Source organism: Nocardia carnea, assembly GCF_029869215.1.
GTDB lineage: Bacteria > Actinomycetota > Actinomycetes > Mycobacteriales > Mycobacteriaceae > Nocardia > Nocardia carnea_B.
Genome location: NZ_JARWPM010000031.1, coordinates 1 through 24,171 on the forward strand (window position 1 = coordinate 1; position 24,171 = coordinate 24,171).

Sequence of the window (24,171 nt, forward strand, 5' to 3'; positions counted from 1 at the left end):
TGCGGGTGCGACGGTCGACGACCCGGATTTCGCGGAAACCGTTGTCGGCCACCTGAACAGCCTGCCGCAGCGTTTCCCCGCGGAGATAGAGAAGATCAACGGCGCGTACTGGCCCACCGAGACCGGACTCGCGGTGCCGGATATCTTCGGCACCGAACACCGCGACCACGCCTTCGCCTCGGTCGCCATCCGCGGCGACGACGACACCACGGTGCTGGCCAATTACCGCAAGGTCGCCGACCGGCTCACCATCCCGGGTATCGATATGGAGGTTGCCGGCGGGCAACCGGTCGCGCTCGCGCTCAACGACACCATGGCCCACGACCAGCGGCGCATGGAACTGATCGCGGTCCCGGTGGTGGCGGTTCTGCTGTTCTTCCTGTTCGGCGGCGCGGTGGCCGCCGCGCTGCCCCTGATCGTGGGCGGGTTGACCGTGCTCGGCGCGTGGGGGGTCGTGCGGCTGCTCACCCATGTGATGGAGGTGAATTCGTTCGTCTCGCCGGTGGTTTCGATGATCGGGCTGGGCCTGGCCATCGACTACGGGCTGTTCATCGTGAGCCGGTTCCGCGAGGAACTCGCCGCGGGATACGACCCACCGGACGCGGTACGCCGCACGGTCGCCACCGCGGGCCGCACCGTGCTGTTCTCCGCGACCATCGTGGTGGCGGCGGCCGGCGCGATCCTGGTGTTCCCGCACGGGTTCCTGCGGTCGTTCGCGCTCGGTGCCATGGTGACGGTCGCGCTGGCCGCGGCCGTATCGGTCACCGTCCTGCCGGCCGTTCTCGTGGTGCTCGGCCGCCGGGTCGACCTCCTGGGTTTCAACCGGTTCCATGCCCGCCGCGCGAACACCGACCAGCGCGACAATCCGTGGGGCCGGATCGCCGGCCGGGTGATGCGCCGCCCGGTGCTCGTCGCGGTCCCGGTGGCCGCGATCCTGCTGCTGCTCATCGCCCCGGTGCACGAGGTGGCGTTCGGCGGTATCTCCGAACGTTTCCTGCCGCCGGACCATCCGACCCGCACCGCCCAGCAGCATTTCGACGAACTGTTCCCGCTCCGCCGGATAAACCCCGTCGATCTCCTGGTGATCACCCGGGACACCGGTACCATCGACGAGATCGTGGACCGCGCGAACGAGGCCCCCGGACTCGAGGCGCCGTTCCCGCCCGCCCTGCAGGCACCCGGGCAGCTCGGCGTCTTCACCACCTCGACGGTGGTGCGGGACGCCCACGACGCAGGCGCTACCCTCGGCTATCTGCGCGCCATGCCGCTACCGAAAGGTGCCACCCTCCTGGTGGGCGGGCAGCCCGCGGTGGAGCGCGACAGCGTGGACGCGCTGTTGAACCGGATGCCGTACATGGTCGCGCTGGTCTTCCTGATCACCACCGCGCTCATGGTTCTCGCCTTCCGCTCGGTGATCCTGCCGCTCCAGGCGGGCCTGCTGAACCTGCTGGGCCTGGGCGCCACCCTCGGCGTCCTCACCTGGATCTTCGTCCAGGGCCACGGCGCGGACCTGCTGGGGTTCACCCCGCAGCCGATCATGGCGCTGGTCCTGGTCCTGATCATTTCGGTGATCTACGGTCTGTCCACCGACTATCAGGTATTTCTCCTGGCCCGTATCGTCGAAGCCCGCGCCGCGGGCGCTTCGACCACCGAGGCGGTACGTGCCGGTATCGCCCGCACCGGCTGGATAATCACCGCCGCCGCCCTCGTCCTCCTGGTGGTATGCGGCGCCTTCGTGTTCTCCGATCTGGTGATGATGCAGTACATCGCGGTCGGCATGGTGACCGCGCTCGTCGTCGATGCCACGATCCTGCGCATGCTCCTCGTGCCCGCCACCATGCAGATCGTCGGAAACCTCTCGTGGTGGCCTTCTCGCCACCCGCCCGGCAGCCGGGTCGTCGAGCCCGAAACCGAGGACACGCACCACGGCACAACCGGATTCGCGCTGTCACTCGAAAAATCCGAGAATCCGTTGGTGGAATCGGGCAGGCGGTAGGCGACCGGTGCGGGACGTGAAGCAACACCCTGATATCCACCGATGCCACCGCGAAACGGATCGGGTTCCTCGACATCCGGAATCCGGCGAAACCCGTAGGCCTGGGCACCTTGTCGTTGGCCGAGCTCGGGCATACCGACGATCTTCAGCGCCGGTGTACTGCGCCGGAGGTGCTGCCGAAGAAGCTGGTTCGCGACCTGCTGCCGGATCTGCGGGCGACCGGCGGCTTCGTCCAGGAGAAGGTGGAGGGTGTCACCGTCGGCGGTAACGGGAACCTGTATGTGGTCACCGATAACGACGGTCTCGATGACGCCGACGGCGAAACGGTATTCCTCGATCTCGGGCCCGCCGCCGCGCTCGGCGGCTGAGGCCCGCAGGGGTACCGCGTTCGCAAGCCCGTACGGCAACCGCCCCCGATCTCGAACCGAGGTCGGGGGCGGTGTGCTTCGTACGAGTCTGCTCGGCGACTCGGTGACTCAGCGTCCGGCGAGGACCGGTTCCCCGGCGGTATCGCCCTGCGCGGTGTCGAGCCGCCTGGCGAGCCCCTCGCCTTCGATATCGAAGGAGGGCACCAGCGGCGCCAGCCACTTCGGCATCCACCAGATCCGCTCACCCACGATCAGCATGAACGCGGGCACGATGAGCATCCGGACCAGGAACGCGTCGGCCAGCACACCCACCGCGAGGGCGAACCCGACGGTTTTCAGGATGACATCGTCGACGAGCGCGAACCCGGCGAAGACACCGATCATGATGATCGCCGCGGCCACCACCACGCGGGCGCTGTGGGCGAATCCGTCGAGCACGGCCCGGCGCGCGGGCGTGCCGTGGACGTAGGCCTCGCGCATCCGGGTGACCAGGAAGACTTCGTAATCCATGGCGAGACCGAAGAGGATGCCGGTGAGCAGGATCGGCAGGATGAACAGCACCGGGCTGGTGGTGTCCAGGCCGACGAGTTCGTTCAGCCAGCCCCATTGGAAGACCGCCACGGTGGCGCCGAGCGAGACACCGACCGAGAGCAGAAAGCCCAGTGCGGCCTTGATCGGTACCCAGACCGAGCGGAACACCGCGATGAGCAGGAAGATCGCCAGGCCCACCACCACGGCGAGGTAGAGCGGGAAGACCGCGGTCAGTTCGTCGGCGATATCGACGCCCACCGCGGTCTGGCCGGTGACCAGGGCGCGGGCCCCGGTCTCCGCCGGGAGATCGGCCAGGGCGGTGCGCAACTCGGCGACGAGATCCTTGGTGGCCTCGTCCGAGGGCCCCGAGGCGGGGATGACGGTGACGGTGGCGAAGCCGACGGTCGCGAGCTGCTGGGTGAACGCCTGCCGGGCCTGCGGGGTGTCGGCGGTGATGGCGGGTACGACCGTGGCGATATCCGACCCCGCCCGGCCCGCCATGGCCTGCAATTCGCCGGTGACGTTCTGCACCGCCGCCGCGGGGTCGGCGGCGTTCGCGGTATCGACGACCACGACGAGCGGGCCGTTGGCGCCGGCCCCGAAGTTGTCGGCGATCAGGTCGTAGGCGACGCGGGCGTCGCTGCCGGCCGGTTTGCTGGAGTCGTCGGGAAGGGCGAGCTGCATCGACGCCACCGGTACGGAGGCGAGTACCGCCAGCGCGATACCACCGGCCAGAGCCGTCCATTTACGCCGGGCGATACCCTCGACCCAGCGGCGGCCGTGCGTACGCGGCGTGGCTTCGCCGGACGCGTTGCGCAGATAGCGCGGCGTCCCCTTCATCACTTTGTCGCCGGCGAAGCCGAGGATGGCGGGCAGCAGGGTGAGCGAGATGAGGACGGCGATCGCGACGGTGAAGGCACCGGCGAGACCCATCTGGGTGAGGAACCCGATATTGCACACCGCGAGGCCGACGAGGGCGATGACGACGGTCGCGCCGGCGAACACCACCGCGGAGCCGGCGGTACCGACCGCGCGCCCGGCCGCTTCCTCGAGTGAACGGCCCGCCCGGACCTCGCTCTGGTAGCGGGACATGATGAACAGGGCGTAATCGATGCCCACTGCGAGGCCGAGCATGGTGCCCAGTGCAGGTGTGGTGGAGCCGAGTTCGACGAACCCGGTCAGCGTGGTGATGGCGAGCATCCCGATACCGACCCCGACCAGCGCGGTGAGCAGCGGCATTCCGGCGGCCACCAGCGATCCGAAGGTGATCGCCAGGACCACCAGCGCGACCGCGATACCGACCACCTCGGCGAGCGGCATCTCGAACTCGGTGAGTGCGTCACCGCCGATGGCGACGTTCAGGCCCGATTCCTCGGCGGAGTGCGCGGCGCGCTCGAGGGCGGTGCGGTCGGTATCGGCGAGTTCGGCCGACGTCTTGGTGTAGGTCACCGCGGCATAGCCGACGCGGCCGTCGGGGGAGAGGGTCCCGCCGGTGAAGGGGTCTGTCACCGACTGCACGTTGTCGGTGGTGAGCCCGCGCACCGCGGCGGCGACGGCGGCGTTGTACGACGGTTCGGTGAGCGACCGGCCCGCGGGCGCCTCGAAGACGACGCGCGCGGTGGCGCCGTCCGGGGAGGCCTGCGGGCTACGCTGTTCGATCAGTTCGAACGCCTGCGTGGATTCGATACCGGACAATTCGAACTTGTCGTTGGTCTTGCCGGACAGGGTCGCCGCCCCGACCGCCAACACGGCCAGCAACACTACCCAGAAGGTGGCGACCACTTTGCGATGGTTGAACGACCACCGGCCGAGCCGGAACAACTGCCACGCCATACGCTTCCTCCAAGCGGATTATGTGGACCCTGTGGTCCGGTTATGCTCCAGGGTAGGAGCAAGCGGACTCGAGGGTCCACTTCGAGGAGGCGGATGTGGAGCAACTCACCCGGAGGATGATATGAGACGTGGGTCTCATCGCCGATCGCCAAGGGCCGCTGCGGATCTCGTGCGGGAGGAATGATGACCGGAAGGACCTCCGCGAAGGCGGAGACCGAGCCGGCCGAGGACCCCCGCTGGGCGGGGCGTCGCTCGGATGCCCGGCAGAACCACGAGCGGGTACTCGCCGCCGCGATCGAGATTTTCACCGAGCACGGGCTCGGGGCCACCATCCCGCAGGTCGCGGCGCGGGCCGGCGTCGGCAAGGCGACGGTCTACCGCAGCTACCCGACCAAAGCCGATCTCGTGCGCGCGCTGGCGGAGATGCATATCGAATGGTTCCACCGGCTCGCCGTCACCGCGGTGGAGGCCGCGGATACCGACGCCTACCACGCGCTTGAGGAACTGCTGGAACGGGTTTTCGCCCGCTTGGCCGAGGACCGGCTGATGATCGAAGTCCTCAGCGGTGTGGAGGGGTTCGGCGACGAACGCCTCGACCGGTATCTCGAACAGATCCTGGCATTGGGCCGCGCGCAGCGAACGCTCCGTGACGACGCCACCGGCCTGGATATCCAGATCCTGGTCTCCGGCGTGGCCCGCGCCCTGATCGATCTCGGAATCCGCGATCCCGACGTCTGGCGCCGCTACGCCCGCCTCGCCCTGGCCGCCCTGCGGGCCGAAGCCCGATGACGGACACCGCGAGCGGTGCGGTACGCCGCAAACTGGTCATCGGAGCGAGTGGGTTCCTGGGCTCCCATGTGACCCGCCGTCTGGTCGGACAGGGCGAGCGCGTCCGGGCGATGGTGCGCGAGACGAGTTCGTTGCGGGCTCTCGAGGGCTTGGACATCGAACTGGTCACCGGAAGTATCGAGGACGCCGAATCGCTCCGGTCCGCGATGCGGGGCTGCGACCTCGTGTACTACTGCGTCGTCGATGCGCGGCCTTGGCTACGCGACCCCGGCCCGCTGTTCCGTACCAATGTGGAGGCCCTGCGAACCGTACTGGATGTAGCGGCCGAGGCGGATTTGCGGCGTTTCGTGTTCACCAGTTCGGTCGCGACCTTGCCCATCGGGGCCCGTGTGCTCGACGAATCGTCCGGCCCGCACAACTGGACCCGCGCCGGCGGCGCCTATGTCCGGGCACGCGTCGAGGCGGAAGATCTCGTTCTGCGGTACGCGCGGGAACGCGGGCTGCCCGCCGTGGCCCTGTGCGTCGCGAACACCTACGGCGCCGGCGACCATCTGCCCACGCCGCACGGTGGTTTCATCGCCGCGGCCGCGCGCGGGAAGATGCCGTTCTACGTCCGGGGCGCGGGAGCGGAGGTGGTCGGGATCAGCGATGCGGCGCAGGCACTCGTGCTGGCGGGTGAGCGCGGGCGGATCGGGGAGCGCTATATCGTCTCCGCGGGCTACCGCACCACCCGCGAACTGCTGGAGCTTGCCGCGTCCGTAACCGGCGCCGCCCCACCGAAATACGGGATACCGCGCGCACTACTGCCGGTGGCCGGCGCCCTGGGCGAACTCTACGCGTGGACAACCCGACGCGATATCCGCGTGACCCGGGTGACGATGCGATTGATGCATATCATGACCCCGCTCGATCACTCGAAGGCCGAACGCGAACTCGGCTGGCGGCCCGGGCCGATCGAGGACGCGATCCGCGACGCCGCCCTCTTCTTCACGACTCGGCGGCGTCGCGGCACCGGGCGCACTACTCCTCGGTGAGTTTCCCGGCCGTCATCCGCCAGCGGCGGGTCGCGCGGACGGAATCCAGCATGCGGCGGTCGTGGGTGACCAGAATCAGTGTGCCGGTGAACGACTCGACGGCCTGTTCGAGCTGTTCGATGGCGGGCAGGTCGAGATGGTTGGTCGGTTCGTCGAGGACCAGCAGATTCACCCCGCGGGCCTGGAGCAGCGCCAGCGCGGCCCGGGTGCGTTCGCCCGGCGACAGGGTGTCGCAGGCGCGGTTCACGTGGGGGCCGCGGAGACCGAATTTGGCGAGCAGGGTGCGCACCTCGGCTTCGGGCCGGTCCGCTACGGCCGCGCCGAATGCGGTGGCGAGGGTGGCGGCGCCGCGGAACAGTCCGCGCGCCTGATCCACTTCACCGAGCTGTACCCCGGAACCGAGTCCGGCCGTACCGGTATCGGGGGCCAGTTTGCCGAGTAACAATGCGAGCAGAGTGGACTTTCCGGAACCGTTCGCGCCGGTCAAGACGATCCGGTCGGCCCAATCGATCTGGGTGGTGATCGGTCCCAGCGTGAACTCACCGCGGGTGACCGTGGCATCGTTCGCCGTCGCGACCACCGAACCGCTGCGCGGGGCCGCCGCGATCTGCATCCGCAGCTCCCACTCCTTGCGGGGTTCCTCCACCACCTCGAGGCGTTCGATGCGGCGTTGCGTCTGCCGGGCTTTGGCCGCTTGTTTCTCGGTGGTCTCGGCCCGGGTCTTGCGGCCGATCTTGTCGGAATCGTTCTTCGCCTTGCGGCGGGCATTACGCACACCCGCTTCCATCCAGTTGCGTTGTTTGAGCGCGCGGGCTTCCAACGCCGCCAAGGTACCGGCGAATTCGTCGTAGACCTCACGCGCGTGCCGCCGCGCGATCTCCCGCTCGGTCAGATAGGCGTCGTATCCACCGTCGTAGAAGCCGATCTGCTGCTGGGCGAGGTCGAGTTCGAGGACGCCGGTGACGGTGCGAGCGAGGAACTCGCGGTCGTGACTGATGACCATCAGCGGCACCCGGATACCGCCGACGAAGCGTTCGAGGCGTTCGAGGCCGTCGAGATCGAGATCGTTGGCGGGTTCGTCGAGCAGCAGGATATCGAAGCGCGACAACAGTACCGACGCCAGGCCGGCGCGGGCGGCCTGGCCACCGGACAGGCCGGTCATCGGCGTCTGCAGGCCCCCGGCCAGACCGCTGAGCAGACCGAGATCGGCCGCGACCTCCTCGGCGCGTTGGTCGAGATCGGCGCCGCCGAGGGCGAGCCAGCGTTCGAGCGCGGGGGAGTAGTCGTCCGCGCCGCCCGCACCGAGGCGTTCGGCCGCCGCGTCCATCACCTGCTGGGCGTGCGCGACGCCGGTTCGGCGAGCGAGGAATTCGAACACGGTCTCGCCGGCACGCCGTTCGGGTTCCTGGGCCAGATAGCCGACGGTGGCGTCGGGTGGGCTCAGGGTGATCCGGCCTTCGCCCGCGGCACCGTCGGCGAGCATCCGCAACAGGGTCGACTTACCGGCGCCGTTGACGCCGACCAGTCCGATCACATCGCCGGGCGCGAGGGTGAAATCGAGGTCGGCGAACAGGGTGCGTTCGGCGTGTCCGGCCGCGAGTCCGCTGGCCTGCAATGTTGCGCTCACCCGCCATATTCTGCCGTCAACTGCGCAAACGCCGTGATGCGGCCCGGGTCGGCGGATACGGATCGGTTGCCGCACCGCCGGATCGGTGGGTTGCCGACTGTTCGGGAGGCCGGAAAATAATTACACTCGGCAGCAGGATCCGGTGAGCAGAGCCCGGTATCCGGGTGGGTAGCAAGTAAGCGTGGATCGGCCAGAACGGGAAACGCTCATGGGCAACGAAGCGCCGGACCGCCCCGCCGCCGAGCCGGCGGACGACCTGGGCTGTGATCGCACCACCACGACCGTATCGTCGTTCGTCGCCGAACAGCGCCGGCGCGGTGCCGACCCGGCACTGCTACTGGATACCGATTTCCTTCTCCGCGGCGCCGAGTAGATCGCTGGGCCGGATCTCGAAGGCGCGGCATATCCGGTACATCTGCGCGATGGTCATAGCGCGTTCGCCGCGTTCGAGCCGGGCGATGGTTTTCTTGTTGTAGCCGGTTTTCTCGGCCAGTGCCTCCTGGCTCCAGCCGCGGCGTGCCCGCGTGGCCCGTACTTCCGCGCCCAGCGCCGCGTCCAGCCGCGCCTGTTCGTCCGGCTCCGCGGGCGTCGCATCCATGTCGACCATTCTCGGGATCGTGCCCGGTCTGATCAAGTGCCCGATTGCCTCGGCGTGGTGGCCGTCGGCTACGGCTCAAAGGTACTCTATAGGGTCTATAAAGGACTATATATGGTTGAAAAGGGACCGAACTAGGACTACTCTGAGGTAGAGCGGTTGCCTATCATCGCAGTTCGCGCCGGGGGTGGCGCAGTCGCAGGGGCCCGCGGAAAGGAGATCCGATGAGCTGGACCGGAGATCCGGTATGGCTGGCCGAGGTGCTCCGCGCCGAAGGTCTGCGCGTTATCGAACACGAGGGCTGGCGCCAACGCGGGCACGGCGATTTCCTCGATATCCGCGGCGTGCTCTGCCATCACACGGCCGGTGGCGGACCGAACGACTGGCGGGTGGTCCAGGACGGCCGTCCGGGACTCCCCGGCCCGCTCGCACAATTGGTGCTCGAGAAGGACGGCAGCTACCGGGTGATCGCCGTCGGGGTCTGCTGGCACGCGGGACGCGGCAGCTGGCCCGGCTGGCCCACGGACAACGCGAACTACCACACCATCGGTATCGAAGCCGTCTCCCGCGGCACACCGCCGTGGGATTGGACCGCGGCCCAGCTGAACGCCTACGAACGCGGCTGCGCCGCCATCCTGCGGCGTATCGGTCGTGGCGCGGGCGACTGCGTCGGGCACCGCGAGTACTCCAGTGAAGGAAAGATCGACCCGGCGGGCATCGATATGGACGCCTTCCGCCGGGCCGTGCAGGCACATCTCGACGGAAGGGGCGCCGGCATGGCGTTTCTCGAAGAAAAGATCACCAACTATCACGGGCAGCAGGTCACGGTCCGAACCCTCCTGCACTACCTCGACAAACATGCCGGCCTGACCCTGGACCAGCTCTCCGGATCCGGAACCGCCCGCGGCGCCGATTTTCCCGGCTGGGATTTCCTGGGCGGCCGGACCACCGCGGAGGCGCTGGGCGCCATCGGCGCGGCGTTGGATATCCCCGGGTTCCGTGATCCGGCCGCGCACCGCAGCGATCGGGTGACTATGCCCGCACCGCGGCCCGATTGACCCATCCCCGCCGCAGTATTCTGGCCGGGCCGGATTTCCGCCTCCCGAGAAATGGGTCCCTGCCATGACAGCACTGTCCGAGAAGGCCGCCACATTCCTGGAACTCCATCGGCCCGGTGATCCGGTGATCCTGCCGACGGTATGGGACGCCTGGACGGCGCGGCTGGTCGAGCAGGCCGGTTTCGCGGGCGTGACGGTGGGCAGCCATCCGCTCGCCGATTCGCTGGGTAGATCCGACGGCGAAGGTATGTCGTTCGCGGAGGCGCTGGGCCGGGTCCGCGAGATCACCGCCGCGGTGCAGATCCCGGTGTCGCTGGATATCGAATCCGGGTACGGACTGGAGCCGGAACAACTGGTGGACGGGCTGCTCGAGGCGGGGGTGGTCGGCCTCAATATCGAGGACACCGTGCACAGCGAGGGCGGGCGGTTGCGCGAAGCGCAGGAGCACGCCGATTTCGTCGGCGCACTACGCCGGGCCGCCGACGCCGCCGGGGTGCACCTGGTGGTGAACGCGCGCACCGATCTGTTCCTGCGCGGGATCGGTGCCGACGCCGACCGTATCGAGCGCGCCGTGGCCCGGTTGCGACTGGCCGCCGACGCCGGCGCCGATGTGCTGTACCCGGTGGGATTCCACGATCCGGGCACGCTGCGTCGCCTGTGCGACGAACTGCCGCTCCCGGTGAATGCCGTGGCCTTCCCGGAAGAAGGGGACCCGGGCGTACTCGCCGAAGCGGGCGTCGCGCGGGTCAGTTTCGGCCCGTTCCTGCAGCGGGCGCTGACCGGTACGGCCACCGAGCTGCTGAAACGCTGGCGCTGATCCGGACGCCCGGCCGGGTGGAGCGCGCCCTCATCGCGCGCTCCACCCGCCGTCCATGGTGTAGGCGGCGCCCGTGACCATCCCGGCCTGCGGCGACGCCAGCCAGCTCACCAGCGCCGCGACCTCCGCCGGCTCGACGAGCCGTTTGATCGCGCTCTCGGTGAGCAGGATCTTTTCCAGCACTTCCTGTTCCGCGACGCCGTGCGCCGCCGCCTGATCGGCGATCTGCTTGTCCACCAAGGGGGTCCGCACATAGCCGGGATTCACGCAGTTGCTGGTCACCCCGTGCGGGCCGCCCTCGAGCGCGGTCACCTTCGACAATCCCTCCAGCCCGTGCTTGGCCGTGACGTAGGCGGCCTTGTACGGGGAAGCGCGCAGGCCGTGCACCGACGAGATATTGATGATCCGTCCCCAGCCCTGCCGGTACATCTGCGGTAGCACGGCCCGCACCAGCAGGAACGGTGCCTCTACCATCAGGGCGAGCAACTCGCGGAACCGCTGGGGTGAGAACTCCTGGATCGGACTGATATGCTGCACACCGGCATTGTTGACCAGGATGTCGATATCGAGTTCCAGATCTTCGAGTGCCGCGACATCGAGCAGATCCACGGTCCATGCCGTGCCGCCGAGCTCCGCGGCCACCGCCCGGGCGCCGGCCGCATCGATATCGGCCACCGTCACCGTGGCGCCGCGCGCCGCGAGCGCTCGGGCGCAGGCCGCGCCGATCCCGCTCGCGCCGCCGGTGACCAGCGCGTGACGGCCCGCCAATTCCTTCATCGCGCAGGCACTTCCGTGGCCTTCGGTAGCACGTTCTCGGCGTCGGCGCGGTCGACGTGCTCCAGGTCCAGCCCCTTCGTCTCGCGGGCGGCGAGGACCGCGATCGCGCTCACTGCCGCCGCGCCCGCCAGATACCAGGCGATCGGCACCGCGGAACCGTAGGTGTCGAGCAACCGGACGGCGATGATCGGTGCCAATGATCCGGCCACGATCGACGTCACCTGATAGCCCAGGGACACACCGGAATAGCGCATCCGGGTGGGGAACATCTCGGCCATGATCGCGGGCTGCCCGGCGTACATGAAGGCGTGGAAGACCAGCCCGATGATGATGGCCGACACGATGATCAGGTTGTTACCGCTGTCCATCATCGGGAAGGCGAAGAAACCCCAGGTGCCGGCGGTCACCGCACCGACCAGGTAGACGGGGCGGCGGCCGAAGCGATCGGCCAGGTGGCCCACCAGCGGGATCACCACGAAATGCACCGCGTGTGCCGCGAGCAGCCACCACAGGATCACCGAGGTGTCGGCGTGCACCTCCACCTTCAGATACGTGATGGTGAAGGTGACCACCAGGTAGTACATGATGTTCTCGCCGAACCGCAGCCCCATGGCGGTGAAGACACCGCGCGGGTAGCGGCGCAGGACCTCGACCACGCTCAGCGACCCGGCCTTGATCTGCTCGGCCTCCTGCTGGGCCGCCACGAAGATCGGCGCATCGGTGATCTTCGTGCGGATGTAGTACCCGACCAGCACCACCACCGCCGACAACCAGAACGCGACCCGCCAGCCCCAGCTCAGGAACGCGTCGTCGGACAGCGTGGTGGTCAGCACCAGCAGCACCACCGTGGCCAGCAGGTTGCCCGCCGGTACGCCCGCCTGCGGCCAGCTGGCCCAGAAACCCCGGCTGCGGGCGGGACTGTGCTCGGCGACCAGCAGTACCGCACCACCCCATTCGCCGCCCACCGCGAACCCTTGGATGAAGCGCAGGGCGACCAGCATGGCCGGGGCCCAGTAGCCGATCTGGTCGAAGGTCGGCAGACAGCCCATCAGGAAGGTCGCACTGCCGACGAGGACGAGACTGAACTGCAGCAGTTTCTTGCGGCCGTATTTGTCGCCGTAGTGCCCGAAGACCACACCACCCAGCGGGCGGGCGGCGAAACCGACCGCGTAGGTGACGAAAGCGGCCAGGATGGCGTCCAGATCGCTGGTGCCCTCGGCGAAGAACACCTTGCTGAACACCAGCGTGGCGGCCGTGCCGTAGAGGAAGAACTCGTACCACTCGACCACCGTGCCCGCCATCGACGCGGCCACCACCCGCCGCAGTCCGGACGCGGCGCCGGAATCGGCGCCCGCCGGTGCGGCCGGGACGGACCCGGCGCTGTGCTCCCTCATCGCACTTCTCCTTCGTGCCCGGGACCGCATATCGTCGCTGATGTGACGGCCCCCACATTGTTCGGCTGAACCGAGTATTGGTGCAGAGGGATGGCGCCGCAATGACCATTTGTGCAGGAGCCCTGTGCAAAAATGCAGATATGAGCGCCGCGTTGTCGGGCCGCCCCAGCGCGGACGACCTTCTCGTCCTGCTGGCGGTCGGCCGGTCCGGCCGGTTCGTCACCGCGGCGGACGAACTGGGGATCAACCACACCACCATCTCGCGCCGGATCACCGCCCTGGAGCAGACCCTCGGGGGCCGGGTGCTCACCCGGGTGACCGGCGGCTGGGAACTGACCGAACTCGGCAAGGAGGCCCTGGCCGCGGCGGAGGCAGTGGAATCGGCGGTGAAATCACTCGCGGCCGGCGCGGACGGCAACCGGACGCTCGAAGGTGTGGTCCGGATGTCGGCCACCGACGGTTTCAGTGCCTATATCGCCGCGCCCGCCGCCGCGCGGGTCCGCCGGCAGCATCCGGATATCTCGGTCGAGATAGTGGCCACCACCAGGCGGGCCTCCCGCCAGCGGTCCGGCCTCGACCTCGAGATCGTCGTCGGTGAACCGCAGGTGCGCCGCGCCACAGCGACCCATCTGGCCGACTACCGGCTGGGCCTCTACGCTTCGCGCGGTTACCTGCGCGACCACCCCGCCCCGGCCGCCATCGACGATCTGGCCCGGCATCCGCTGGTGTATTTCATCGATTCCATGCTTCAGGTCGACGATCTCGACCTGGCCTCCGGCTTCGTCCCGGCCATGCGCGAATCCGTCACATCCACCAATGTTTTCGTGCACGTCGAGGCGACCCGCGCCGCGGCGGGCCTGGGACTGCTGCCCTGCTTCATGGCCGATCGCCACCCCGACCTGGTACGTGTCCTGGCGGATTCGGTGGCGGTGACCCTGGGGTACTGGCTGGTCGCCCGGGCCGAAACCCTGCGCCGGCCGGAGGTCGCCGCGGTGGTCGCCGCGCTCGGCACCGTGATCGACGATCAGCGGGAGAGCCTGCTCGGCCGGATATGAGCGCGCCGCGGTACCGGCCGCCGCGCCGGCGGGCCCGCGGATGGTCACGGCCGGTCCTCGGGGATACGCAGCATGCGGGTGTGCAGGGCCATATAGAGCAGCGCCGCGTCGGCGGGTACGGCGAACAGCTTTCCGGTCAGCCGTTCGATCCGTTTGAGCCGGTGCAGGACGGTATTGCGGTGCAGATGCAGGTGTTCACCCACCGCGGCGGTGGAGCCGCCGAACTCGAACCAGGCCAGCGCGGTCTGTGCGAGGAGTTCGGCATCCCCGGGTTCGAGCCGGTCGAACGCGGCGAGCACCTCCGCGAAGACATCCGCGGCCAGGGTGGGGTTCGCGGCGATCAGGGCACGCTCCGGCGCGGACGCATAGGTGTGGACCCCGGTGTCGCCCGGCCGCGCGCAGCGCCACGCGAGCCGCGCCTGGTCGAGCGCGGTGGGTGCGGCCGCGAAATCGGTGAACGGCCGGCTCGCGCCGGCGCGTGCCCGCACGGACCGTAGCGCTCGATCGAGTGCGGCCGCGGAACCGGCGACGACCAGGGTGACCCGGTCGTCGCCGACCGCCGCGGAGACGGTGGTGACGCCGGTCGTGGCGGGACGAACGTCGCCGACCAGCAGGACCGCGGTAGCCCGGGTCGGCAGCCGCATCTTGCGGACGAGGTCCCGGCGCTGCCCCGGCCCGAGGCCGGGATCGAGCAGTGCGCGCAGTAACGCCTGATCGGGCGGGGCGGCGCCGGTGGCGGCCACACGCCGGTAGGCCTCGCCGGCCGCCACCGAGTAGTCGTCGACGGTGGCCCACACCAGCGTGGACAACCGCGGAAGTGCGCCCCGGTCGTCGTGCCCGGCGTATTCGACGATGATCTCCCAGAACACCAATCCCGCGACCCGGAAGGCATGCAGCAGACTTTCCAGTGGGATACCGCGCTCGGCCTTGAGCCGCCCGGCGCGATGCGCGGGTTCGCGCGGGTATGGCAGTTCGGCGAGCGCGTCCAGCCACGCCGCACAGCTGTCGGCCACCAGCGCGAGCAGCTCGTCATGACCGAGTGCGACGGTGTCGTAGTCGGTGTCGTCCTGCTCGATCCGGGCGGTCACCCGTTCGGCGATCACGGCCGCATCGGCCCGGAGCGCGCGCAGCAGGCGCGAGGTCTCGAATTGTGTGTCCTGGCTCACTATCGCTCAACCTAGTGCGGGCAGTGCGGGTGCACAACGGAGCCGCCCGAAGTGGGGGCCTACGCCCATCGTCATCGCGGCGGACCCGCTCGATACTTGTCCTCGTCACCACTGTCCCAGGGCATCGAATCGATCGGAGTTGCCGTCGTGACCAACACAATTCGTGAACTGTTCGAGCGTTACCACGCGTGCTGGGCCGCCCGCGACCCCGACCGCATCGTGCAACTGCACACCGCCGACTCCCTGTTCCATCTGCATTCGGGCCAGGAACCCGCGCGGGGCCGGGCCGCTATCCGTGAAGCCGCCGCCGGCACCTTCGCACTGGTTCCGGATCTGACCTTCGAACAGCTCTCGCTGCGCGTCGGGGCGGACTTCTGGGTGGTGCGGTGGCAGCTGACCGGCACCTCGGCCACCGGCCGGAACGTCTGCGTCGACCTCGCCGACTTCGTCCTGGTCGAGGACGGTGCGGTCAAGGAGAAACATTCCTACGTCGACGGCGTCGCCATGCAGGCAGCGCTGGCGTGACGTCGCCCGATATCCGCGCGGCGGTTGCCGGGTCCACCTGGTGACTCCGCGACCCGTCGAGTGATTCGCGACCGCATACCGGCCGCCTGCACGCGCCGGGTCAGTCCTGTGCGGTGGGCAGCGCGGTGAGTAGCTGCGCGAACGCGGCGCGGGCGGCTCGATGCTGCTCGGCACGCCGGTGCTCTTCGGCCCGGACGCTCTCGCCGGCCCGGTCGAGTGCGGCGCGGACCTCGGCCAGCTGTTCGTCCCGGTGCACCGCCGCGGCCCGGGCGGCCGCACGGGCCCGGAAGTAGTTCCACAGGGGAATCGTGGCGCCGAGCGCACACAGCACCGCCACGAACAGCGGGCCGAAGACGGCCACGACGGCGGCGAGGCCCGCCAGTGCGGCGGCTCCCAGGGCATTCGCGGTGGTCGACGGCGTATCGGCGAGGTAGTGCGCCATGATGCGGCGGTCGACGACGGCGAGTTGACCGCTGTCGTATCCCGCACTCGTGACCTCGATCGGCACGCCGCGGCGTTCGATGGTGGTGACCACCGGATCCGGCGCGGTGGGGGGTTCGGTGAGACGCGCCCGGAGCAGCGGGGTCGCGATCCGGAGGGCGAGGTGGCGCAGCGGCACCGGTGCGGCGGGATCGAACAGATCGTGGCGGAGCAGTTCCGCGACCGTGCCGGCGGGTGCGGCCCAGCTCGGTGCCGAGTGGCGTAACTGCCCGCCGGGCAGCAGCTGCAGCGCGTCCATGGCCTCCCTCAGTGGCCGCTCGCCGGGGCTCGGCTCCTCGACCAGTTCCTGAAGGAGATCTCGCCAGTACGGGTGGTCCTGCGCGGTGAAGGTTGCGGTTGCTTCGGCCTCGGCCATGAGGTGGGTGTGCAGGGCGGTGACGGCTTCGGCCTTGGTCGAAGCGGCTGCGAACGTATCGATCGCCCGGTCCCAGGCCGCGAATTCGCCGGCGTCGAGGGTGGCGGGGTCGAAGGACGCCGCGAGACGGCCGGCCAGCTCCGCGGCAGCGGCGGGGCCGAAGGCGCCGCGAGCCGTGTGCTCCCACAGTGCGCGCCAGCCCGCCGCGACCCGGCCTTCCTCGGTGTGGCCGAGGCCGACCGGCCGGCGCAACAGCCGGGGCACGGCCGCTGCGGTGTACGCGGGCAGGTCGAAGCACAGGCCCACGGCCAGGGCGAACAACTCGGTGCGCAGGTCGTCGCGTTCGTGCGCCGCGACGAGCCCGGACTCCGGGTCCGCGAACGGGTCGCCGCCGCCGGGCCGGTGCTCGCGCCGGATGAGCGGCATGGCCGCCCGCGCGGCCGGTGGCATCCAGTAGCCGGGAACGTCGTCGACCACGGGCAGCGGGACGGGCCGGTCCTGGGCGAGAGCGCGAAAGCCCTTACGGATTTCGGTGCGCGCCCGGTACTCGTCGTATTCCAGCTGCTGAAAGCGCAGCTCGGTCCATTCCAGGACCGCGCCGATCCGGTCTGTGATCGCATCGACCCGGGAGCCGACCCCGGCAATATCGTTTCGGAGCTCGGCCTGTTCGGTGGCCACGAGGTAAGCCAGGTCGCTGCGTGCCGTCCGCTCCGCGCCGAGTTCTTCGTCGATTTCGTTGATGGCCCTGATGTACGTGGCGTCACTCGACCACCAAAGGTTCACACGCGACATTCGAATGCTCCGGAGCAGTACGGGTTTTCGGGCACCATCATTGTGCCGGTAAACGCACGCCCGGGTGTCCCGGAGCGTGGCCGTGGCCCGCCGGGCGCGCGGCGTATTCTGAGAACGCTCGTCGGCACCGGCCCGCTGCTCAGCGTGGCCGGCGCGTGCCCGGTCCCGTTTCCGGCAGGTCCGGGCGGGCCCGCCGGAGACGATATCCGCGCCGGGTCCTCCGCATCCACCGAGCAGAGGAGCAGATCATGTCCGGTACCACCGCACCGGCGCTGTCCACCACGCTGGCCACCGGCTTCGACGAGGCCGTGCGGCGCACCCGTGCGGCGCTGGCCGATCAGGGGTTCGGCGTACTCACCGAGATCGATATGACCGCCACCCTGCGCGCGAAACTCGGCTACGAGATGGAGGACTATCTCATCCTCGGGGCCTGCAACCCGCCGTTGGCACATCGGGCCGTCGAGATCGACCGGCAGATCGGGATCCTGCTGCCCTGCAATGTCGTGGTGCGCCGCGACCCGGACGACGCCGGTGCGATACGCGTCGAAGCGATGAACCCGGACGTCATGGTCCAGGTCACCGGTGAACCGGCGCTGGAATCCGTCGCCGGGGAAGCCGCGACGCGGCTGCGGGCCGCCATCGATGCCCTGCGGGGCGGCGACTCCTGACCGCCCGGCTCCAGGGGTGCCACTCGGGTGGCCTCGATGGTGCCGTAATCCGGCGGTGTGCGGGCCGGACGCCCGGACCGCTACGTCAGAGGTTCCAGTGGTAGCGGCTCGTGGGTACCAGATCGAGATCCTTGTCGGCACCGAACCGGGCGACGCTGGCGAGCAGTTCGGTGATCCGGCGGTCGAGTTCGGCCTGGTCGCCGCGACTGCCGTAGAACAGGTGCGGATCGGTCATCGCGCCCATCGGGAAGTGTTCCTCGACAATGGCCGCGACCTCCGGTGCGGACGGTGTGAGTACCTCCTCGACCGTGTTCTGGACGTAGCCGGTGGTGTTCTGGGTGCGGATGGCGATCGGCGTGTGCTCGACATGCCAGTACCGCAGGTAGTCGGCCCGGGACAGCGACGCGGGCCGGCGCAGGAGCGCGATGTTCACCAGCGCGTCGCTGCGGACGCCGTCCGGCACCGGCACGGGGTCGAGCCGGACGTGCTCGCGGACGCGATAGGCATGGGGTACGGGATCACCGGCGGTTTCGGCCACCGCGGCAACGGCCGCGGCGACGTCACCCTCGGTCCACACCGAGGCCAGTGCGGTGATCTGCGTGCCGGGGCCGAAACGCATCATCGCGGCGGCCACGTCGGCGTCGTCGAGGTGTACCTGCACTGCGCTCGCGCCGCCGGCGGCCAGCGTCTTCCGGAGCGCCGGTGCGCGGAGCCGGTCGCCGAGTCCGGCGCCGTGCAGGGCGACGATCAGCTTCGTCATGGCGGAAAAGTAGCACGTGTTCTAGTTCTGCTGTGCCGAACCGGCCGCACTCGGCTGCCGCAGCCCCGATTCCGCTGACCGGGAGCGGTATCTCCGGCCGCCCGGTCACCGGGAGAACCCGGTTCACGGTGCCCGTGCCGAACTTAGCGTCGCGCGCATGATTGCGGTGAACAGCGGAGGTGCGCGATGACGCGCCTGAGGGATCGAGTGGCGGTGGTGACGGGTGCGGCCGGCGGCATGGGCCGGACGCACTGCCGGAGGCTGGCCGAGGAGGGCGCCGATATCGTCGCCCTGGATCTCGCCGGGAACGCGGCCGGATTGGCCGCGGTGGCCGAGGAGGTGCGGCGCAGCGGTCGCCGGTGTCATACCGGCTTCGCCGATGTGCGCGACCCCCTCGGTCTGGAGGAAGCGGTGAACACCGGCGTGGCGCGACTCGGCCGCCTCGATATCGTCGTCGCCAATGCCGGTGTCTACGCCGATCTCGCGCCGGCCTGGGAGCTGTCCGACCACGCGTGGCAGCGGGCCCTCGATATCAACCTGACCGGGGCGTGGCATACCGTCCGGGCCGCCGGCGCGCATCTCGGGGCGGGCGCCTCGATCGTGATCGTCGGTTCCACCAACGGCGTGAAGGGCGGCGCCTCGGCCGCCCACTACGCGGCGAGCAAGCACGCGGTGGTCGGACTTGCCCGCACCCTGGCCAACGAGCTGGGGCCGCGGGGTATCCGGGTCAACACCGTCCATCCGGGATCGGTCGCGACACCGATGATCCTCAACGACGACGTGTACGCGAAATTGTGCCCGGAGCTGCCGAACCCCACCCGGGAGGACGCCGCGCGGGTGCTGGCGCAGCGCACGATCCTGCCGGTGCCGTGGGTGGAACCGGTGGATATCAGCAATGCCGTGTTGTTCCTCGCGTCCGACGAGTCCCGGTACATCACCGGAACCGAACTCGTCGTGGACGCCGGACTTACTCAGAAGGTGTGAGATGGGACGGGTTTCGGGCAAGGTCGCGCTGGTCACCGGGGCGGCGCGGGGAATCGGCCGGGCGCAGGCGCTGCGGCTGGCCCAGGAGGGCGCCGATATCGTCGCCCTCGATATCTGCGGGCCGGTGGAGACGGTGATCATCCCGCCGGCCACCCCGGCCGACCTCGCGGAGACGGCGCGTGTGGTCGAGCAGGCGGGGGCGCGAATCGTTACCGCCGCGGTCGACGTCCGTGACGGGGCGGCGCTGCGGGCCGCCACGGATGCGGCGGTGAACGAACTCGGCGGCCTAGATATCGTGTGCGCCACCGCCGGGATCACCTCCAGCGCACCGGGACTGCAGCTGTCCGAAGAGCAGTGGCGGACCATGCTGGACGTCAACCTGACCGGTGTATGGCAGACCTGTAAAGCGGCGGCCCCGCACCTCATCGCGCAAGGCAGCGGTGCGATGATCCTCACCAGTTCGATCGCGGGACTGCGCGGGTTGGTCGGGGTGGCGCACTACACCGCCGCCAAACACGGCGTGGTCGGGCTGATGCGTTCCCTGGCACAAGAACTCGCGCCCCACGGAGTGCGGGTGAACTCGGTGCATCCGACCAATGTGGACACCCCGATGATCCAGAACGATATGGTCCGTAAATCGTTCCGGCCGGATCGCGACCACCCGACCCGCGAGGAATTCGCGGAGGCCGCGAGAACGATGAATATGCTGCCGATTCCGTGGGTCGAGCCGGTCGATATCGCGAATGCCACCTTGTTCCTGGCTTCCGAGGAGGCCCGCTACATCACCGCGGTGACGCTACCGGTCGATGCCGGTAGCACTCAGCGCTAGCGGCAAGGCGCGGTCGCCGAAGTTCGGGCGACCGCGCCTCGGTCGCAGTGCGGAGTGACGGAAAGCGGGAGCCGGCTTTCTCCGCGCGGCCGTCGGGGCCGGAGAGAGCGAGCGAAAGAGGCTGTCGGCACCCAGCTTCTTCAGATCCACCGGCAGCGGTTCGATGGACCGGCCGCCCGGCGCCTCGGGGTGGTAGTCGCAATAGCCGGTGAACCACTGGAACCCAAATGCGGGCCGGTACTCTCCAGGAACTCCACCTCGTCGTCCCAGTGCTGCGCAGATGCGGCTATCGCTTGTCTGCTGATACGGGACTCAGCCGGCGCTGATATCCGCGGCCGACCAGTACGCGCGCATAGTGGTGATGCGCGCGTCCTCGTCGAAGGTCATGACGTCGATGGGTTCCACCGTGACCGTGCCGTCGGCCGTTTCGGTGCGCACCACGAAGAGGAACGCGGCGCTGTTCCCGCTCACCCGTACGCTGCGCAATTCGGTGCTGCGCCGGGCCGATTCGAGGGCGCTGTAGAATTTCTCGATCGCGGCGCGGCCGGTGTGCGGGGTGGATCCGGCGGGGTCCTCCAGCGTGGCGTCTTCGTGGTAGAGAGCGGCGATCTCGGCCGCGGTCCCGGTGGCGACGGTATCGAGGTAGCGGCGCACGGCCGCGTGGATCCGGTCGGGTTCCGGCATGGGAGTGTTTCCTGTTCTGGTCGGGAGACGGTCAGCGGCCGAGCATGTCGCGGACGGCGAGATGGCTGAACAGCATCGAGGCGCCGATCGGGTTGCCGCCGCCGGGGTAGACGGTGCCGCTCACCGCGGCCATGGTGTTGCCCGCGGCGTAGAGGCCCGGAATCGGGGTGCCGTCCTGGCCGAGGACCCGGGCGCCGGTATCGGTCCGGAGACCGCCCTTGGTGCCCAGGTCGGACAGGCCGAAGGCCGCCGCGTGGAAGGGCGGCCGGTCGATCGGCACCAGGGGCGATTCGCCCTGGGAGAAGGCACGGTCGTAGGCCTCGTCGCCGCGGCCGAAATCGGTATCGGCGCCGGCCGCGACCATCGTGTTGAACCGGTCCACGGTGGCCACCAGGTTCGCCGCGGGTACCCCGAGCGCCGCGGCCAGTTCCTCGAGGGTATCGGCGGTGTGCCACAGTCCGGCCGCCACGTACTTCTCGGTCTCGACCAGCGAGACATTGGTGGCGTGCACCGGAGGGGTGGGACCTTCGCGGTCGTCGTAGATCATCCAATAGGGGAGTGTGAGTTCCCCGGTGCGCAACCGGTCGATGGCGGCCCGTCCGAGCCGGTCGTAGGGGGCGGATTCGTTGACGAACCGCCGGCCGTCCTGGTCGACGAAGATCCCGCCGGTGAACCACAGGGCGAACGCCGCCCGACCGTCGGGGTGGATCAGCCCGGGCGACCACCAGGCCTGATCCATCAGATCGGTAGCGGCGCCGGCCGCGATCCCGGCCTCGTGGGCGCGGCCGAGGTTTCCGGGCGGGCCCATGGTGTCGCGCGCGCTACCGGGTACGCCGTAGCGGCTGCGTAGTTCCTCGTTGCCCTCGAAACCGCCCGCCGCCAGGAGCACGCCGCGCCGGGCCCGGATCGTCGTGGTGCCGGTGGGACGTTCGATCACCGCACCCACGACCGCACCGTCTTCGACCACGAGCTCCACCAGGGCCGCGTTCCGATGCAAGCGCACACCAGGATATGCGGCCAGCGCGCGCAGGAACCGACCGATCAGCGCCTGCCCGCCGATCAACAGCTCCGGCGGCTCGGCGCCCAGCCGGTCGGTGTCGAGCGGTCCGCGCAGCTGCTCACGCAGCTCGCCCAGTTCGGCTGCGGGCAGCGGGACGGGAACGATATGGCGTTGCCCGTCCAGCCGTGCCTTCGGCGCCGCGCCGAAATAGTCCGGCCACGGATACATCTGGAACTCGAAACGGTCGTCGGCTTCCAGGTATTCGATGAGTTCGCGACCCCGGCGCACATAGGTTTCCTGCAGTGCGCGCGGTGTGCGATCACCGACGACGGCGCGGAAATAGGTGAGTGCGTCGCCGAGGGTGTCGTCGGTACCGGCCCGCTCCAGAACCGGGTTGCACGGGAACCACACCCCACCACCGCCCGAATACGCGGTGGTGCCGCCGAATTTGTCCGTCGCCTCCACCACCGCGACCGACAGCCCCTCGCGGGCCGCGGTGTAGGCGCCGGCGAGACCGCCACCCGAACCCGCTACCAGCACATCCACTTCATCGTCGAAGTCCACCACTGCTCCACCGCCTCCTCGCGCTGTCGGCTCGTGCCGAGGCCGACGGTAGATCCGGCACCCGCCGACGGCGAGCGACGCTCCCGGTGACCGGGAGGCGGGCGGGCCGGGTCGGCGGTGACGCCCACCCGGCCCGCGCATCGGGGCACTACGCCCGGACAGCCGGTGCGAGGACCTGCTCGCACCATTCGCGGAAGGTGGTCGGGGTGGTGGTGAGTTCCGTACGCGGGACGCCGTCGTCGAGGCCCTCGTCCTTGGCGCGCATCATCTCGACGTAGCCGGTGACGAACGCGTCCCCGGTTCCGTGTGCGGCGAGGGCGGCACGGAAATCGTCGAGCGATTGCCGCTCGTACCGGATCGGGCGGCCGAGTACCTCGGACATGATGCGGGCCATCTCGTCGGGCGACAGGTCTTCCGGGCCGAGCAGCGCGACGTCGCCGTTGCCGGTCCACGAGCGGTCCCGCAGGAGACCGGCGGCGGCCGCGGCGATATCCCGGGTGGCGACCAGCGGTGAACGGCGGTGCGCAGTGAGAGTGAAGGTGAAGGCGCCGTCGTCCCGGATCGATTCGATCTGCCGCAGCAGGTTGTCCATGAAGGTCGCGTTGGCCAGCGCCCGGTAGGCCACCCCCGTGCTCGCGATGAGGTCGTCCATGGCCAGCGACGCCGTGACGAGACCCGCACTGTGCGCGAAGGGTGTGCCGCGGCCCAGCGCCGACACCCCCACGACATGTCCGATTCCGTGGGTGACGAACGCTGTGCAGGCCGCGCGGGTGAATCCGGAGTACGCGGTTTCGAGGCTCGGTGCGCCCGCGGCGGGGGGAACCAGCCAGAACACGGCCTCCGCGCCGGCGAACGCCCGGTCCACGACCTCGGGGTCGCTGTGCGAGCCCGTGACGATCTCGACCCGGTCCCGGACTTCGACGGGAAGTTTCGCGGGATCGCGCACGATGACGCGCAGCGCCTCCTCGGTACCACGGCCGGCGTCGTCGAGGAGCATATTCAGCAGGTGGCCACCGATCTGGCCGGTGGGTGCGGTGAGGACGATCATGCTTCGAGTCTCGGCGCCGGTCGCTCGCGCGGTCCAATACCCTTTCCCCGGCATTGATACCCTCAGGGTATGGATCTGGACCTGCGTAAACTCCGCTATTTCGCCGCGGTGGCCGAACACCGGCATTTCGGCAGAGCGGCGCAGGCGCTCTATATCGCCCAGCCGGTCTTGAGCCGCCAGATCCGGGCCTTCGAACAGGAGCTGCGCTGCGATCTGCTCGTCCGGACCACACGCCGGGTGGAACTGACCCCCGCGGGCGAACAGCTCTACACCGAGGCCAGAAGCATTCTGGCGGCCGTTGGGGGGGGGCGGGAGGGCGGGGAAAACCCCCACCCCCGGGCCCCGGCGGGCCCGGGTGGGGTATGGGGGGGGTCCCTACGCGCACGGGGTCCGCAAACCCTAACCAGGCGGCGCTGCCCAC

Annotated in this window: 23 protein-coding genes and 1 pseudogene; 13 read left to right on the forward strand and 11 right to left on the reverse strand. The window is 69.5% G+C overall.

Annotated features, from left to right (window positions below):
• Both QH276_RS00835 and QH276_RS00840 read left to right on the forward strand, forming a co-directional pair.
• Positions 1 to 1,996 (forward strand): MMPL family transporter (locus tag QH276_RS00835; protein WP_280406553.1); only part of this gene is annotated, 1,996 nt, incomplete at its 5' end.
• Between the two features lie 161 nt (positions 1,997 to 2,157).
• Positions 2,158 to 2,364: pseudogene (locus QH276_RS00840) on the forward strand (esterase-like activity of phytase family protein); the annotation flags it as partial.
• A 108-nt stretch (positions 2,365 to 2,472) separates the two neighbouring features.
• Here the strand turns inward: QH276_RS00840 and QH276_RS00845 are convergent.
• The gene (locus QH276_RS00845; RefSeq protein ID WP_280398452.1) at positions 2,473 to 4,728 is read right to left on the reverse strand and encodes an MMPL family transporter; all 2,256 of its coding nucleotides are present in this window, start codon (positions 4,726 to 4,728) and stop codon (positions 2,473 to 2,475) included.
• A 183-nt stretch (positions 4,729 to 4,911) separates the two neighbouring features.
• Here QH276_RS00845 and QH276_RS00850 point away from each other — a divergent pair, with 183 nt between their 5' ends.
• Together QH276_RS00850 and QH276_RS00855 are read left to right on the forward strand one after the other, a co-directional pair.
• Positions 4,912 to 5,517, forward strand: a complete 606-nt coding sequence (locus QH276_RS00850; protein WP_280398453.1) for a TetR/AcrR family transcriptional regulator — start codon at positions 4,912 to 4,914, stop codon at positions 5,515 to 5,517.
• The gene (locus QH276_RS00855; protein ID WP_280398454.1) at positions 5,514 to 6,551 is read left to right on the forward strand and encodes an NAD-dependent epimerase/dehydratase family protein; all 1,038 of its coding nucleotides are present in this window, start codon (positions 5,514 to 5,516) and stop codon (positions 6,549 to 6,551) included. The genes QH276_RS00850 and QH276_RS00855 overlap by 4 nt, the downstream gene beginning before the upstream one ends.
• On the opposite strand, the gene QH276_RS00860 is transcribed toward QH276_RS00855, so the two are convergent.
• The gene (locus QH276_RS00860; RefSeq protein ID WP_280398455.1) at positions 6,538 to 8,178 is read right to left on the reverse strand and encodes an ABC-F family ATP-binding cassette domain-containing protein; all 1,641 of its coding nucleotides are present in this window, start codon (positions 8,176 to 8,178) and stop codon (positions 6,538 to 6,540) included. The genes QH276_RS00855 and QH276_RS00860 overlap by 14 nt on opposite strands.
• A gap of 181 nt (positions 8,179 to 8,359) precedes the next feature.
• On the opposite strand from QH276_RS00860, the gene QH276_RS00865 reads away from it, so the two are divergent.
• Positions 8,360 to 8,551: a hypothetical protein gene (locus QH276_RS00865; protein WP_280398456.1), complete on the forward strand. Its 192-nt coding sequence runs from the start codon at positions 8,360 to 8,362 to the stop codon at positions 8,549 to 8,551.
• On the opposite strand, the gene QH276_RS00870 is transcribed toward QH276_RS00865, so the two are convergent.
• Positions 8,513 to 8,785, reverse strand: coding sequence for a helix-turn-helix domain-containing protein (locus QH276_RS00870; protein WP_280398457.1), 273 nt, complete (start codon positions 8,783 to 8,785; stop codon positions 8,513 to 8,515). The two genes, QH276_RS00865 and QH276_RS00870, sit on opposite strands and share 39 nt — an antisense overlap.
• A 212-nt stretch (positions 8,786 to 8,997) precedes the next feature.
• Here QH276_RS00870 and QH276_RS00875 point away from each other — a divergent pair, with 212 nt between their 5' ends.
• Positions 8,998 to 9,831, forward strand: coding sequence for a peptidoglycan recognition protein family protein (locus QH276_RS00875; RefSeq protein ID WP_280398458.1), 834 nt, complete (start codon positions 8,998 to 9,000; stop codon positions 9,829 to 9,831).
• A gap of 64 nt (positions 9,832 to 9,895) precedes the next feature.
• Positions 9,896 to 10,648: an isocitrate lyase/PEP mutase family protein gene (locus QH276_RS00880; protein ID WP_280398459.1), complete on the forward strand. Its 753-nt coding sequence runs from the start codon at positions 9,896 to 9,898 to the stop codon at positions 10,646 to 10,648.
• A 30-nt stretch (positions 10,649 to 10,678) separates the two neighbouring features.
• On the opposite strand, the gene QH276_RS00885 is transcribed toward QH276_RS00880, so the two are convergent.
• Positions 10,679 to 11,425 (reverse strand): 3-hydroxybutyrate dehydrogenase, encoded by a 747-nt coding sequence (locus tag QH276_RS00885; protein WP_280406554.1) that lies wholly within the window; start codon positions 11,423 to 11,425, stop codon positions 10,679 to 10,681.
• Complete coding sequence (locus QH276_RS00890; protein ID WP_280402053.1) at positions 11,422 to 12,819, reverse strand: MFS transporter; 1,398 nt, start codon at positions 12,817 to 12,819, stop codon at positions 11,422 to 11,424. The genes QH276_RS00885 and QH276_RS00890 overlap by 4 nt, the downstream gene beginning before the upstream one ends.
• 140 nt (positions 12,820 to 12,959) lie before the next feature.
• Here QH276_RS00890 and QH276_RS00895 point away from each other — a divergent pair, with 140 nt between their 5' ends.
• Positions 12,960 to 13,874: a LysR family transcriptional regulator gene (locus QH276_RS00895; RefSeq protein WP_432278734.1), complete on the forward strand. Its 915-nt coding sequence runs from the start codon at positions 12,960 to 12,962 to the stop codon at positions 13,872 to 13,874.
• 44 nt (positions 13,875 to 13,918) lie between these two features.
• On the opposite strand, the gene QH276_RS00900 is transcribed toward QH276_RS00895, so the two are convergent.
• Positions 13,919 to 15,040 (reverse strand): PucR family transcriptional regulator, encoded by a 1,122-nt coding sequence (locus QH276_RS00900; protein ID WP_280406555.1) that lies wholly within the window; start codon positions 15,038 to 15,040, stop codon positions 13,919 to 13,921.
• Positions 15,041 to 15,187: 147 nt separating this feature from the next.
• On the opposite strand from QH276_RS00900, the gene QH276_RS00905 reads away from it, so the two are divergent.
• Positions 15,188 to 15,565 carry a nuclear transport factor 2 family protein gene (locus tag QH276_RS00905; RefSeq protein ID WP_280400252.1) on the forward strand — a complete coding sequence of 126 codons (378 nt, stop codon included), beginning with the start codon at positions 15,188 to 15,190 and terminating at the stop codon, positions 15,563 to 15,565.
• 100 nt (positions 15,566 to 15,665) lie between these two features.
• Here the strand turns inward: QH276_RS00905 and QH276_RS00910 are convergent, their stop codons facing one another.
• Positions 15,666 to 17,204 carry a hypothetical protein gene (locus QH276_RS00910; protein WP_280400251.1) on the reverse strand — a complete coding sequence of 513 codons (1,539 nt, stop codon included), beginning with the start codon at positions 17,202 to 17,204 and terminating at the stop codon, positions 15,666 to 15,668.
• A 257-nt stretch (positions 17,205 to 17,461) separates the two neighbouring features.
• Here QH276_RS00910 and QH276_RS00915 point away from each other — a divergent pair, with 257 nt between their 5' ends.
• Positions 17,462 to 17,881 (forward strand): DUF302 domain-containing protein, encoded by a 420-nt coding sequence (locus QH276_RS00915; protein ID WP_280400250.1) that lies wholly within the window; start codon positions 17,462 to 17,464, stop codon positions 17,879 to 17,881.
• A gap of 85 nt (positions 17,882 to 17,966) precedes the next feature.
• Here the strand turns inward: QH276_RS00915 and QH276_RS00920 are convergent, their stop codons facing one another.
• Entirely contained in the window at positions 17,967 to 18,641 is a 675-nt protein-coding gene (locus tag QH276_RS00920) for a hypothetical protein (protein ID WP_280406556.1), read from the reverse strand.
• Between the two features lie 186 nt (positions 18,642 to 18,827).
• Here QH276_RS00920 and QH276_RS00925 point away from each other — a divergent pair, with 186 nt between their 5' ends.
• Together QH276_RS00925 and QH276_RS00930 are read left to right on the forward strand one after the other, a co-directional pair.
• A complete protein-coding gene (locus tag QH276_RS00925; RefSeq protein ID WP_280400248.1) occupies positions 18,828 to 19,625 on the forward strand; it encodes a mycofactocin-coupled SDR family oxidoreductase in 798 nt (265 codons plus the stop codon).
• A gap of 1 nt (position 19,626) precedes the next feature.
• Entirely contained in the window at positions 19,627 to 20,454 is an 828-nt protein-coding gene (locus tag QH276_RS00930; protein WP_280400247.1) for a mycofactocin-coupled SDR family oxidoreductase, read from the forward strand.
• A gap of 312 nt (positions 20,455 to 20,766) precedes the next feature.
• Here QH276_RS00930 and QH276_RS00935 read toward each other — a convergent pair whose 3' ends face one another.
• The 3 genes from QH276_RS00935 to QH276_RS00945 all read right to left on the reverse strand — a co-directional run bounded on the left by QH276_RS00935 (position 20,767) and on the right by QH276_RS00945 (position 23,750).
• Positions 20,767 to 21,138 (reverse strand): nuclear transport factor 2 family protein, encoded by a 372-nt coding sequence (locus tag QH276_RS00935; RefSeq protein ID WP_280396967.1) that lies wholly within the window; start codon positions 21,136 to 21,138, stop codon positions 20,767 to 20,769.
• A gap of 31 nt (positions 21,139 to 21,169) precedes the next feature.
• Positions 21,170 to 22,705: an FAD-binding protein gene (locus tag QH276_RS00940; protein ID WP_280396966.1), complete on the reverse strand. Its 1,536-nt coding sequence runs from the start codon at positions 22,703 to 22,705 to the stop codon at positions 21,170 to 21,172.
• 145 nt (positions 22,706 to 22,850) lie between these two features.
• Positions 22,851 to 23,750, reverse strand: a complete 900-nt coding sequence (locus QH276_RS00945) for an NAD(P)H-binding protein (protein WP_280396965.1) — start codon at positions 23,748 to 23,750, stop codon at positions 22,851 to 22,853.
• Positions 23,751 to 23,825: 75 nt separating this feature from the next.
• On the opposite strand from QH276_RS00945, the gene QH276_RS00950 reads away from it, so the two are divergent.
• A partial coding sequence (locus QH276_RS00950) for a LysR family transcriptional regulator (protein ID WP_280406557.1) occupies positions 23,826 to 24,171 on the forward strand: 346 nt, incomplete at its 3' end.